At 52.4% G+C, this 11865-nt stretch carries 13 protein-coding genes and 1 pseudogene; 7 read left to right on the top strand and 7 right to left on the bottom strand.

Translation table 11 applies throughout. The features are described from left to right. Positions 1–284: 284 nt before the first annotated feature. Positions 285–460: pseudogene (locus J2X14_RS15500) on the top strand (Orn/Lys/Arg family decarboxylase); the annotation flags it as partial. A 242-nt stretch (positions 461–702) separates the two neighbouring features. Next, positions 703–1440: a LuxR family transcriptional regulator gene (locus tag J2X14_RS15495; protein WP_352412069.1), complete on the top strand. Its 738-nt coding sequence runs from the start codon at positions 703–705 to the stop codon at positions 1438–1440. Here the strand turns inward: J2X14_RS15495 and J2X14_RS15490 are convergent. Both J2X14_RS15490 and J2X14_RS15485 read right to left on the bottom strand, forming a co-directional pair. Next, the gene (locus tag J2X14_RS15490) at positions 1421–2071 is read right to left on the bottom strand and encodes an acyl-homoserine-lactone synthase (RefSeq protein ID WP_352412068.1); all 651 of its coding nucleotides are present in this window, start codon (positions 2069–2071) and stop codon (positions 1421–1423) included. The two genes, J2X14_RS15495 and J2X14_RS15490, sit on opposite strands and share 20 nt — an antisense overlap. 301 nt (positions 2072–2372) lie before the next feature. Continuing rightward, on the bottom strand, positions 2373–2987 hold the full coding sequence (locus J2X14_RS15485; RefSeq protein ID WP_352412185.1) for a TetR/AcrR family transcriptional regulator: 615 nt from the start codon (positions 2985–2987) through the stop codon (positions 2373–2375). Positions 2988–3303: 316 nt separating this feature from the next. Between J2X14_RS15485 and J2X14_RS15480 the strand changes: the two genes are divergently transcribed. After that, positions 3304–4524, top strand: a complete 1221-nt coding sequence (locus J2X14_RS15480) for a Tm-1-like ATP-binding domain-containing protein (protein ID WP_352412067.1) — start codon at positions 3304–3306, stop codon at positions 4522–4524. 2 nt (positions 4525–4526) lie between these two features. Next, positions 4527–5357, top strand: a complete 831-nt coding sequence (locus J2X14_RS15475; RefSeq protein WP_352412066.1) for a phosphoenolpyruvate hydrolase family protein — start codon at positions 4527–4529, stop codon at positions 5355–5357. A gap of 67 nt (positions 5358–5424) precedes the next feature. Here the strand turns inward: J2X14_RS15475 and mltC are convergent, their stop codons facing one another. The 3 genes from mltC to mutY are packed head-to-tail and all read right to left on the bottom strand — an operon-like array spanning position 5425 to position 7914. Further along, positions 5425–6504, bottom strand: coding sequence for a membrane-bound lytic murein transglycosylase MltC (gene mltC, locus J2X14_RS15470; RefSeq protein WP_352412065.1), 1080 nt, complete (start codon positions 6502–6504; stop codon positions 5425–5427). A 49-nt stretch (positions 6505–6553) separates the two neighbouring features. Next, a complete protein-coding gene (locus J2X14_RS15465; protein WP_352412064.1) occupies positions 6554–6826 on the bottom strand; it encodes an oxidative damage protection protein in 273 nt (90 codons plus the stop codon). After that, on the bottom strand, positions 6826–7914 hold the full coding sequence (mutY, locus tag J2X14_RS15460; RefSeq protein ID WP_352412063.1) for an A/G-specific adenine glycosylase: 1089 nt from the start codon (positions 7912–7914) through the stop codon (positions 6826–6828). Before mutY ends, J2X14_RS15465 begins: the two co-directional genes overlap by 1 nt. 154 nt (positions 7915–8068) lie before the next feature. Here mutY and trmB point away from each other — a divergent pair, with 154 nt between their 5' ends. The 3 genes from trmB to J2X14_RS15445 all read left to right on the top strand — a co-directional run bounded on the left by trmB (position 8069) and on the right by J2X14_RS15445 (position 9964). Continuing rightward, the gene (gene trmB / locus J2X14_RS15455; RefSeq protein ID WP_352412062.1) at positions 8069–8788 is read left to right on the top strand and encodes a tRNA (guanosine(46)-N7)-methyltransferase TrmB; all 720 of its coding nucleotides are present in this window, start codon (positions 8069–8071) and stop codon (positions 8786–8788) included. Beyond that, positions 8788–9114 carry a YggL family protein gene (locus J2X14_RS15450; protein WP_352412061.1) on the top strand — a complete coding sequence of 109 codons (327 nt, stop codon included), beginning with the start codon at positions 8788–8790 and terminating at the stop codon, positions 9112–9114. The genes trmB and J2X14_RS15450 overlap by 1 nt, the downstream gene beginning before the upstream one ends. Before the next feature lie 136 nt (positions 9115–9250). Further along, complete coding sequence (locus J2X14_RS15445; RefSeq protein WP_352412060.1) at positions 9251–9964, top strand: YggN family protein; 714 nt, start codon at positions 9251–9253, stop codon at positions 9962–9964. 158 nt (positions 9965–10122) lie between these two features. Here J2X14_RS15445 and hemW read toward each other — a convergent pair whose 3' ends face one another. After that, the gene (gene hemW, locus J2X14_RS15440) at positions 10123–11259 is read right to left on the bottom strand and encodes a radical SAM family heme chaperone HemW (RefSeq protein WP_352412059.1); all 1137 of its coding nucleotides are present in this window, start codon (positions 11257–11259) and stop codon (positions 10123–10125) included. Next, on the bottom strand, positions 11252–11845 hold the full coding sequence (locus tag J2X14_RS15435; RefSeq protein ID WP_352412058.1) for an XTP/dITP diphosphatase: 594 nt from the start codon (positions 11843–11845) through the stop codon (positions 11252–11254). Before J2X14_RS15435 ends, hemW begins: the two co-directional genes overlap by 8 nt. Positions 11846–11865 lie beyond the last annotated feature (20 nt).

Genomic DNA, 11865 nt, shown 5'->3' with positions numbered 1-11865 from the left:
ATGCATGTCGGCGCAGAGCGCAGGTATGCAGCATATAGTGTTAAACGGCAATGCGGAGGGGGGGAATATTTTTTCATTATCTACTGATGGCTATCGGTTGCAGCCGGACACCATTCTGTTTTGCATCCTTCCGACATCTTTCGCCGGGAAACGGTTTCCCATTGCTGCGCCTTACGCGCCCGCTCATCCTTGAGGCATGAGGATTTGTGCTATGACACCATTGAAAATAGCTGCCAGCGGCGAATACAGCGATTTTGTCATCCTGGCGACGATTTTAGCTAACAGGCGTGCTGTGCGTGGTGCCTGGCGAAGTATGGGGTGGGGCGGCGTTGCGTTACTTTTTAGCGCTGGAGGCGGGCATTAACCAACTGACTGGTTTTTGACCGGAACTGCAAGGCGTGTACAGCGAAACGGAGAGCGAAGGGGTAAACGGTTATATGGATATATCATTACAGAATGAGGGTTTACCTTGACGGCAACCCGTTAACCGTATGATAATTTTTAGATAAATTTTCCCTGGTGTTGGCCAAATGGCAACCTGATCTCATATGGTCAGGTTTTTTTTTGCTTAAAATTTATTCTTTGTCTTTTACTTTCATACACTTTACGATGTATGTAACATGGTTGTAAGTTAGACTTAAGTACAGGGTCCGGCGTTAGCGGGCACATTAAGGACGATACAACGTTATTTTGAGGTTATGGATGTCACTATTTTTTACAGAAAATCAGGCGATCATCGACACCGCACAGCGCTATTTCGACAGCGAATTAAGTCAGCTTGGTGATTTAAAATACGCCTATATGGTTTTAAATAAAAAAAATCCGGCTGATATGGTAATTATTTCAAACTATCCGAAAGAGTGGGTGGAGATTTATAAAGAAAATAATTATCAGCAAATTGATCCCGTGGTCATCGCTTCTTTTAATCGTATTTCCCCTTTCTCTTGGGATGAAAATATCACCATCAACAGTGAGCTGAATTTTTCCAAGATTTTTAACCTGTCTAAAAATTATAAGATTGTTAACGGTCACACGTTTGTCCTGCACGATTATTATAATAACCTTGCGCTGCTTTCTATTTTAATGAATGAAAATCACGTGCAGGAAACGGAAGCGATCGTGGCGCAGCAGCAGGCACAACTGCAGATGCTATTGATCAACGCACATGATAAGGTGATCTCACTCTATAAAGAGATGACAGATAACGCGGCCAGTAAAAAACAGGTGAGTAAAGATATGTTCTCACCGCGTGAAAATGAAATACTCTACTGGGCCAGCGTTGGAAAAACCTATCAGGAAATAGCGCTTATTCTGGATATCAAAGTAAGCACCGTAAAATTCCATATTGGCAATGTTGTAAAGAAACTGGGCGTCATGAACGCAAAACATGCCATCAGGATGGGCATTGAGCTGCAGCTGATTAAACCCGCTGCAGGTTAGGCTGAAAAGCCAGCGGCCAATTTGCTAACTCTTTGTCATCAAAAAGTTTATCCTGGTTCGCTTTTTCAATCAGTATATCGCGGTTTTTATCGTCAACCGGTAAAAACACGATATAAATCTTCTCTTTTTTCTCAGAAAGCGTTTGTGCAAAAACAGAAATTCCCCAGCCGGAACGCTTTAATATGCGCAGCATTGCATGGCTGACCAGCGTATATATTCCTTCATATCCATACTGGCGCGCATAATTAACCATTGCCAGGAAAAGCATGCTGCTGACCGGATATTGATATAGCTCTGAAGAGCGCGAGCGTTCTTTATCGACAAAGAAACGGCTGGATTCTACGTAATTTCCGGCAGGTAATTGTACATTATCAAACCATGGCGCAAAGGTATGGCTAATCATGTTAGGAAAGCGGGTTTCAATAAACCTCACGCTGCATAATACGTTATCATTATGAATGCCGAACACATAGGTTGTATGTTCGTTATCATATTCATCAAACTCCATGCCGTTGATACAGTTAACTGCCCAGTCCAGACGATCTTTGAAAGTTTCCTTTCTCAGGATAAATAGCTCGCTTGACCTCTGCTCTGATAGCTTTTGGTAGTTGATATCAAGAAAATTTATCATGCTGACTCCATTTCGATGACGTTGTTTTGCATCTGAATCACAAAACCTAATCCGGAGCGTAAAACTAATCCGGTAAAATCCTGTTCTGATTTTCGCTTTTTCCGCAGCGCTTGTACAGCGTACAAAGAATGTGTCGTAAAGAGAGGATGAAAATGAATGCGCACGCCGAAAACCTAAGGTAAGGGCTTTATCTGTTTCAGGCAAGTATAGCGGGAACAAACTAATAACCATTCAGCCAGCAATAAGCGGAGCAATATTGCTGACTAAGAATTAACCTACGTATTTCGCTCAGGCTGCCAGCTTACTTGCCCGCTTCCAGCTGGGCATCTTCCCGCGCCTGACGCACGATAGCTCTGGCGATCCAACGTGCGACGCCTTGCAGAGAATCGTCATCGCAGCCCCAAATATCTTTCATCACCAGAAAGATCTCAGAGCCATAGACCAGTGATAACGCATACAGTACTTTTTGTAGCAGTTCTGGCGAAAGCTCGGTGCGCAACGGCTCAACGACATGTTGCAGCGTTTGCTTGCGGTTGCCGCGCACCAGTTTCTCTTTCACCTGCGGCAGATCCGCAGAGCGCGACTGCGCCCACTGCGTCAGCGAGAGATGCAGCGCCGCCCGCAGCGTGCCTTCATGCTGTAGCATCCGCGGAAAAGCGAAAGCCAGCAGCTCATCAATACGATCGCTGACATCGGGTTCGGTTGACTGGAAATTTTTCATCGGGCTCAGCGTTTCAGTCACAATGGCTGAGACCAGCGCGCTTTGCGTAGGGAAATAGCGGTAGGCCGTAGCGCGTGACAGCTGAGCGGCCTGGGCCACTTCGGTAATCGATGGAAAGCTACCGCTATCAAACATTTTCATCGCAGTTTCAATTAATAGCCTGCGCGTACGGGCGCGCGTGGACGTCATTGGCATATCTGCCTGGGTGTCCCTTTCAACCACTTTAACCCCTTGTTTTATCTATTCGGACCCAGAGTCCGCTGATTCGCCAAGCTCTGTTGGCACTATAGCAGAACTAATAATATAAACAGCTAACATTCGTTATGTTTAATCATCAGTTTTTTCTCATTATTGTTGAGACGTGCATTTCATTCGCTTGATTTAACAATCAGGACAGTGATACTGTTGTCTCGGACGCAAGACCTTCTGTCCGCTAATAAAGAGCATTTTGGTTTTTATCTCCATTTTATCAAGAAGTTAGATGATTTATTGACAGGAATGGTTAACAAAAATGAAAGAAGAAACCGGTTACATCTACATTGCTGCTACAGCGGATACTAAAGGAAGGGAACTCTTTTACGTTCGGGATTTGATTAATAAAACTGGCTTGCAGACGCGCACCGTTGACCTGTCAACCCAGTCACTTAGCACCAGTCCGGCGGCTGATGTGACGCCGAAAGAGGTTGCGGCTTTTCACCCCCAGGGCGCGGCGGCCGTTTTTTGCGGCGACCGTGGTCGCGCGATCGAAGCGATGGCCATCGCTTTCCAAAATTACCTGAAAACTCGCCAGGATGTTGCTGGCCTGCTTGGTTTAGGCGGTTCTGGCGGCACGGCGATGGTTACGCCCGCCATGCAGGATTTAGCCGTTGGCGTGCCGAAGGTGATGGTCTCTACCATGGCTTCAGGTGATGTGGCGGCCTATATCGGCGCCAGCGACATCAGCATGCTCTATTCCGTGACCGATGTTGCAGGCCTGAACCGTATTTCGCGTCAGGTGCTGGGCAATGCCGCGCATCAGATCGCAGGCGCGGTGCTGTTTAAGCCAGAAGCCTGCGCGGAAGATAAACCGGCGCTGGGCTTAACCATGTTTGGCGTTACCACGCCCTGTATTCAGGCGGTAAGCCAGCAGCTGGAAGATGAGTTTGATTGTCTGGTTTTTCATGCCACCGGCAGCGGCGGCATGGCGATGGAAAAACTGGCGGATAGCGGCATGCTGGCTGGCGTGCTGGATTTGACCACCACGGAAGTGTGCGATTTGCTGGCTGGCGGCGTACTGGCCTGCGCGGATACGCGTTTTGATGCTATCGCACGCTCACAGGTGCCTTATGTTGTATCCTGCGGCGCGCTGGATATGGTCAATTTTGGCCATCCGTCGAGCGTGCCAGAAAAATATGCGGACCGGCTGTTTTATCACCATAACGCCCAGGTCACGCTAATGCGCACCACACCAGGGGAAAACCGCGCGATGGCGAAGTGGATCGCCGCCAAGCTTAATCGCTGCGAAGGGGAAGTACGGTTTTTGATTCCGGAAGGGGGTTTTTCCGCTCTCGACGCGCCAGGGATGCCATTCTGGTCGCCTGAAGCGAATGAAGCTTTTATCTCTACGCTGGAAGCGGAACTGATACCAACCGCAAAAAGAAAAATAATACGATTACCTTATAATATTAATGACACAAAGTTTGCTTACGCGGCAGTTGACGCGTTTCGTACCATCAACACCAGGGAGTTCTAATTATGCCTGCGTTAAAGCGTCAGGAATTGTTGGATAATTTTCGTGCCATGATCGCCCGACGTGAGCCGATTATTGGCGGCGGCGCCGGTACCGGACTCTCCGCTAAATGTGAAGAGGCAGGCGGCATCGACCTGATTGTTATTTACAACTCAGGGCGTTACCGCATGGCGGGAAGGGGGTCATTGGCCGGTTTACTGGCCTATGGCAACGCGAATGAAATCGTGGTTGATATGGCGAAAGAGGTGCTGCCGGTAGTGAAAAAAACGCCGGTGCTGGCTGGGGTAAACGGTACCGATCCTTTCTGCCATTTTGATAAGTTTCTGGACGATTTAAAGGCGCTGGGTTTTTCCGGCGTGCAGAATTTTCCAACGGTGGGCCTGATTGACGGTAATTTCCGCGCCAATCTGGAAGAGACCGGCATGGGCTACGGGCTGGAGGTTGACATGATCCGCCTGGCGCACCAAAAAGATATGCTCACCACCCCTTATGTGTTTAGCGAGCAGGATGCGGTTGCGATGACCGAGGCGGGCGCGGATATTATCGTGCCGCATATGGGACTTACTACCGGCGGCAACATTGGCGCAGAAACCGCGCTGAAGCTGGAAGATTGTGTGCCGCTGATTACAGCCTGGGCACAGGCGGCGAAAGCGGTGCGTGACGATGTGATCGTGCTTTGTCATGGCGGGCCAATTGCGACGCCGGAAGATGCAAAATTTATTATGGATAACTGCCCGCTGTGCGACGGTTTTTATGGCGCCAGTTCAATGGAGCGGTTACCAACAGAAGTAGCGTTAAAGACTACAACACAGCAATTTAAAAATATTCAGCGTTAATATTTAGCGCCAACATCAGGGTATTAAGCAAAAAGCCAGCCTCTTGAGGCTGGCTTTTTTATCTCCGCTAAAAGCGATTATAACTGCGCTGGGCGTGGCTAACTTTATAAAGGTAGCGCCGTGACTCTGCGGAAGGATGGCGCGTTGTCAGCGTTTGATAGACGTCATCCGGCGACATCGCGTTGATTTGCGCAAAGGCGCGATCCTTATCGCTGGAGAAGACGCGCAGCACGCTGCCCGCGCCACCGTTATAGGCGGTGATCACCGCGTAACGGCGCGACACCGGGTTAGCGATACCCGCCAGATAGTTGCCCTGCAAAATCGACAGGTAAGCAGTACCGGTATCGATATTATTTTCCGGATCGAACAGATAGCTGCGGCTGGGTTTGCCCCATTTACCTTTCATGCGGAACACATCAAGACCGGCAGAGTGTTGCACCACCTGCATCAGGCCCAGTGCATCAGCGTGGCTGACCGCATACGGGTTGAAGCTGGACTCAATCTGCATAATCGCCAGAATCAGCGACGCATCGACGTTATATTTTTCCGCCGCTTTACGCACCATCGGCAGATATTTGTGCGCACGCTTGTCGAGATGGTTAGGCACCATGGGAATGGTAACGGACCAGATCACATGCAGGCCGGAAACACGGCGCTGCAGCTTATTCTGGATCAGATAATCCGCGAAGCTGGCGGCGCGGCCCTGCCAGCGAATCGGCTGACCGGTATTATCCAGCACCTGACCATACAGCAGCGGCTCTTTACTGAGCTGCACATCATTGGCGTCAGAATAGAGATCGACATTGCCCGGATCTTCACCAATCAGCAACGTCGTGACGATCGCCTGACGCAGGCTGGCCGCCGGATCGGTGCCGGTAATGGTCTCAATGGTGATCGAGCCTTTTTCAAAGTTGATATGGCTACGGGTGTAGTAGTTATCGCTGTATTTAACGTAGTCTTTCGGCCCGGCGATCAGAACTTCATTGATACCCCAGATATTCTCAATGTTATGAGCAAACTGGCCCATCAAAATGTCGAAGCCGTTGGTATCTTTTACCCATTCTTCATGAAAAGTCTGTTTCTTACTTCCCGAGCAGGAAACCAGCAGCGGTGCTATCACTAGCAAGGCAATAAATTTTTTTTTCATCGTATCTGCGCTGAACCCAAAACAGGGGCCTCAAGTGAGGCCCAAAATTTTATTTCTCTGGTGGGGTATAACCTTCGATATGCACATCTTTGCCTTCGAACAGGAAATTGACCATCTCCTTCTCCAGCACTTTGCGATCTTCCGGGTTCATCATGTTGAGTTTCTTTTCGTTAATCAACATGGTCTGTTTGCTCATCCACTTTGACCAGGCCTCTTTCGAAATCTCATTGTAGATGCGTTTTCCCAGGTCGCCTGGGTAAAGCTGAAAATCCTGCCCTTCAGCTTCGCGTTGCAGAAACGTACAGAAAATAGTGCGGCTCATTACTCTTCCTCTTCAGAAACGCGCATATGCAGCGATATTTGCTGGGGATGCCGCAATTCTTGCAGCAAGCGCTCGACCGGTGCGGCTAAACCCACGGCCGGTGGTTGCGCTAAGTTATACCAGAGACCCGCGTCTTCATCCATCGCCGCGCCCGAAGATGGCAGCTCCAGCCACATTGGCACAATGTCCAGGTGGAAATGACTAAAAGTATGACGAAAAGCCGTTAGCTGCTGTAGCGCCGCGCTGTGGATGCCGCGAGCGCTAAGCGAGGCGCGGAGTTCCTCTTCGTTAGCAAACTGTGGAAAGCAGAACAGGCCGCCCCACAGGCCAACGGGCGGGCGCTGCTCCAGCCAGACGCCATCACCGCGCTGCATCAGCAGCATGTAGCCGGTGCGTTCTGGCAGCACCTGCTTTGGCTTTTTACCGGGATAGCTGGCCTGGGTGCCTGCGGCGTAAGCCATGCAGCCATTATTCAGGGGGCAGATCTCACATTTCGGCTTAGAGCGTGTACAGACCAGCGCGCCGAGATCCATCATCGCCTGATTGAACTCACTGACGCCAGCCGCTGGCGTAACCTCTTCAGCAATCTGCCACAGGCGCTTTTCCACATCCTTTTTGCCTGGCCAGCCGCCAACCGTATAGCAGCGCGCCAGCACGCGCTTTACGTTGCCGTCGAGAATCGGATAGTGCTGGCCCAGCGCCAGCGAGACCACCGCACCGGCGGTTGAGCGACCGACGCCGGGCAGGGCGGCAACCTCGTCAAAGGTTTCCGGGAAGATGCCCTGATGGCGCTCGCTGATGGTCTGCGCTGCTTTATGTAAGTTGCGCGCGCGGGCGTAGTAACCTAAACCGGTCCAGAGATGCAGCACCTCGTCCAGCTTTGCTGCGGCGAGATCGTTGACCGTGGGAAAGCGCGCCATAAAGCGCTCAAAATAGGGGATCACGGTAGCGACCTGGGTTTGTTGCAGCATGACTTCGGAGAGCCAAACCTTGTAAGGCGTTTTGGCTAGTTGCCACGGCAGGGTTTTACGTCCGAAGCGCTGATACCAGTCCAGCACCTGCTGCGCGAACTGTTGCGCTTGCATCATGAGAAGGAAAATTTCCGTTATTGCTCTACACTCAGGCAGGCATTGCAGCATAGACATTGCGTGGAGTAAACCGGAACTTTGCAAGTGCTTGCTTCTGTCCGGTAACTTTGCATAATGCCCGTTTTCCTGAATATGCAGACAGGCAGGCAACGACATGATTAATGACGTCATCACACCGGAATTTGATGAAAACGGACGCCCTTTGCGTCGTATCCGCAGCTTTGTGCGTCGTCAGGGTCGCCTGACAAAAGGCCAACAGCAGGCGCTTGATACCTTATGGCCGGTTATGGGCGTAGAGTACCAGGCGGAGCCGGTGGATCTGGTGGCGTTGTTTGGCCGCGACGCGCCGGTGGTGCTGGAGATCGGCTTTGGCATGGGCGCCTCGCTGGTGGCGATGGCCAGCGCCAACCCGCAGCAAAACTTTCTCGGTATTGAAGTGCATGCGCCGGGCGTCGGCGCCTGCCTGGGATCGGCGCAGGAAGCGGACGTTAAAAACTTGCGCGTGATGTGTCACGATGCGGTTGAAGTGCTGGAAAAAATGATCCCGGATAACTCGCTGCGTATGGTGCAGCTGTTCTTCCCCGATCCGTGGCACAAAGCGCGCCACAACAAGCGGCGTATTGTGCAGGCGCCTTTCGCCGAGCTGGTGCTGCGTAAACTGAAGCTGGGCGGCGTGTTCCACATGGCTACCGACTGGCAGGAATATGCTGAGCACATGCTGGAAGTAATGAACAATGTGGCGGGTTATCAGAATCAGTCCGCCACCAATGATTATGTGCCGCGTCCCGATACGCGTCCATTGACGAAATTTGAGCAGCGCGGGCAGCGACTGGGCCATGGCGTATGGGATTTAATGTTTGAGAGGATTAAATAATGGCAACACAGCGTAGCCGCCGTTTACGTAAGAAGCTGCATATCGATGAGTTTCAGGAACTGGGCTTTTCCGTTGCCTGGAGTTTTCCGCAGGACACCGCGCCAGAAGAGATCGATACCGTCGTGGATGCCTTTATCAATGAAGTGATTGAGCCTAACGGACTGGCATTTGACGGCAGCGGTTATCTGCAGTGGGAAGGACTGGTTTGCCTGCAGAAGATCGGTAAATGTACCGATGAGCATCGCGAACTGGTTCGTCAGTGGCTGGAAGCGCGCAAAATGGAAGGCGTAAAAGTCACCGAACTGTTTGATGTCTGGTGGGATTGACGCGCAATAGAGGCGCAGACTGGCGGCCAGGCGCGTTAAATCCGCGCTGAGCAGCTGGCGGCGGCGCAGACGCGCAGAGCGTCTGCCTGCCAGGCGTACAGGAACATGATGTCCTATCACGAATGCAGGAGTCTTTATGATGCGTAAAGCGCTGACCGGCGCACTTCTTCTGGCTGCGGTGCAGGCGCACGCGGCTTACGAATGCCCGGTGAAACCGCAGGATGATGTGGTTATCACGCCGCAGTCGGTACAGGTCGTCGGTGCCAGCGGTAATCTGCAGATTTCGCCAACGGGCGATCTGCAATATAACGGCAAGCAAATTCAGCCAGATACGGCGACACGCCAAAAAGCAGTGGATTATCAGGCGGCGCTGCGCCGCGATCTGCCGTGGGTGGATCAGGGCGCGACACAGCGGCTGGAAAAAGGACGCGTGGCGCTGGATAAGGTCGTCGTTGAGAAGCTGGGGGCGAACAGCAACGTACGCAGCCGCCTCACTACGCTGGATAAACAGCTCAAGCAGCAGATGAACCGTATTATTGAGCATCGCAGCGACGGCCTGACGTTCCATCATCAGGCGATCGATCAGGTACGTGCTGACGGCGAACGTTTGGTGCAAAGCAGCCTCGGCGGCGTCGTTCAGGACAGTCTGAACGAAATGGGCACCAAACAGGCGAGCCAGGGCGATAATCCTTTGCAGGCGATTATGGGCAACCTGGGCGGGCTACAGCAGGCGATTCAGGCCGAATGGAGCAATCAGGAACAGGATTTCCAGAACTTCGGTCATGAAGTCTGTAATCGCGTAAGCGCGCTGGAAAACCAGCGTAAGGCGCTGTTAGCGGGTCTTAAATAGTCATCCGCCCTGATGACCGAAAGGTGGTCAGGGCGTTTCTCATCGTTCGCAGGTGCTGGCTAAAGGAATAATATTAATTCAAAGGCTCAACATCGCCTTATGGTATCGGCCTACTATAGCGGCCAATACCCATGAGCCTTCGGTTTTAAACGAGTAGATCACTCCGCTAAAAACAGCTCCAGCAGCGAATTCAGGAACAGCTTGCCCTTCTCCGTTATTTGCCAAAACTCAGAGGTTTCCGTCAGATAACCTTTCTCCAGCGCGCTATCCAGCTGCGGGCGGATAATGGCTTCATCTAAACCCGTGTAGCGCGTGAAATCGCGGCGCGGCGCCGGTTCCAGCAGGCGGAAGCGGTTCATAAAAAACTCAAACGGCTTATCTTCATTCGCCACATCGTGCTGCTTATCCAGATACTCGCCAGACATAAACCCACGCGGATGGCGCGTTTTTACCGTACGCACAATCTGGCCGTCCGGCTGCGTTAGCTTGCCGTGCGCACCGCAGCCAATCCCCAAATAGTCGCCAAAGCGCCAGTAGTTAAGATTATGCTCGCAGCGATAGCCAGGCTTAGCGTAGGCCGAAGTCTCATACTGCTGATAGCCCGCCGCTGCCAGCAACTGATGCCCCTGCTCAAAAATATCCCACAGCGCGTCATCATCCGGCAGAACCGGCGGACGCGAGGCAAACAGCGTATTCGGCTCAATGGTCAGCTGATACCAGGAGAGATGCGGCGGATTAAGCGCGATAGCCTGACGCAGATCGTCCAGCGCTTCGGTCAGCGACTGATCGGGCAGGCCATGCATCAAATCAAGGTTAAAGCTGCGTAGGCCAAGTTCCGCTGCCAGCCTGGCCGCCCGTTTCGCCTCTTCGGGGCCATGAATACGGCCAAGGCGCTGTAGCTTAAGCGGATCAAAGCTCTGCACGCCGATAGAAATCCGGTTGATGCCCGCCGCCTGATAAGCGCTAAAGCGATCGGCTTCCACCGTACCGGGATTGGCTTCCATGGTGATTTCCGCCCCGGCAGCCAGCGGCAGGCGCGCACGCACGCCATCCAGCAGCTGTTGCATCGCGCTGCCGCTTAACAAGCTGGGCGTGCCGCCGCCGATAAAGATCGTGGAGACGTCGCGCCCGCTGGTTAACGGCAGATCGCGCTCCAGATCGGCCAGCAGATGGTTAACATACTCCTCATGCGGCACATCGCCCTTTAAAGCGTGCGAGTTGAAATCGCAGTAGGGGCATTTCTGAACGCACCAGGGAATATGAATATAAAGGCTGAGCGGGGGAAGATTAACCATTACGCATCGCTTCCAGCAGCAGCGTCAGCGCCTGGCCACGGTGTGAAACCGCCTGTTTTTCGGTTTTGCTCAGCTCCGCTGCGGTTTTACCCAGCTCCGGGAGCCAGAAAATGGGATCGTAGCCGAAACCGCCAGCGCCTGCCGGATGACGGATAATCTCACCGCGCCAGCTGCCGTGAAACACCAGCGGCGTGGGATCGGCGGCATGACGCAGATAAACCAGCACGCAGTGGAACTGCGCCTGGCGCTGGCCTTCCGGAACATCCTGTAATGCCACCAGCAGCTTTTCCAGATTCTGCCGGTCGCTGGCCGCCTCGCCCGCGTAGCGCGCCGAATAGATCCCCGGCGCGCCGCCAAGCGCATCCACCGCCAGACCCGAATCATCGGCAATCGCCGGCAGACCGGTTATCTGTGCGGCATGACGCGCTTTCAGAATGGCATTTTCAATAAAGGTTAAACCGGTTTCCTCGGCGGATTCCACGCCCAGATCGGTTTGCGCCACAATATTCAGGCCGAAATCAGCCAGCAGATCGGCCAGTTCACGCACTTTGCCCGGATTACCGGTGGCGAGGACAACTTTTTGCATATCAGTTCCAGAAACGTTTA

It is taken from the genome of Mixta sp. BE291 (genome assembly GCF_031457955.1).
Taxonomy (GTDB): Bacteria; Pseudomonadota; Gammaproteobacteria; order Enterobacterales; family Enterobacteriaceae; genus Mixta.
This window is presented reverse-complemented; position numbering and strand designations above follow the sequence as displayed.

Coding starts and splice junctions, on each gene's coding strand:
- mltC (WP_352412065.1), bottom strand. CDS start 6,504: ATGAAAAAAAAATTTATTGCCTTGCTAGTGATAGCACCGCTGCTGGTT.
- J2X14_RS15475 (WP_352412066.1), top strand. CDS start 4,527: ATGCCTGCGTTAAAGCGTCAGGAATTGTTGGATAATTTTCGTGCCATG.
- hemW (WP_352412059.1), bottom strand. CDS start 11,259: ATGGTTAATCTTCCCCCGCTCAGCCTTTATATTCATATTCCCTGGTGC.
- J2X14_RS15490 (WP_352412068.1), bottom strand. CDS start 2,071: ATGATAAATTTTCTTGATATCAACTACCAAAAGCTATCAGAGCAGAGG.
- mutY (WP_352412063.1), bottom strand. CDS start 7,914: ATGATGCAAGCGCAACAGTTCGCGCAGCAGGTGCTGGACTGGTATCAG.
- J2X14_RS15485 (WP_352412185.1), bottom strand. CDS start 2,987: ATGCCAATGACGTCCACGCGCGCCCGTACGCGCAGGCTATTAATTGAA.
- J2X14_RS15435 (WP_352412058.1), bottom strand. CDS start 11,845: ATGCAAAAAGTTGTCCTCGCCACCGGTAATCCGGGCAAAGTGCGTGAA.
- J2X14_RS15445 (WP_352412060.1), top strand. CDS start 9,251: ATGATGCGTAAAGCGCTGACCGGCGCACTTCTTCTGGCTGCGGTGCAG.
- trmB (WP_352412062.1), top strand. CDS start 8,069: ATGATTAATGACGTCATCACACCGGAATTTGATGAAAACGGACGCCCT.
- J2X14_RS15480 (WP_352412067.1), top strand. CDS start 3,304: ATGAAAGAAGAAACCGGTTACATCTACATTGCTGCTACAGCGGATACT.
- J2X14_RS15450 (WP_352412061.1), top strand. CDS start 8,788: ATGGCAACACAGCGTAGCCGCCGTTTACGTAAGAAGCTGCATATCGAT.
- J2X14_RS15495 (WP_352412069.1), top strand. CDS start 703: ATGTCACTATTTTTTACAGAAAATCAGGCGATCATCGACACCGCACAG.
- J2X14_RS15465 (WP_352412064.1), bottom strand. CDS start 6,826: ATGAGCCGCACTATTTTCTGTACGTTTCTGCAACGCGAAGCTGAAGGG.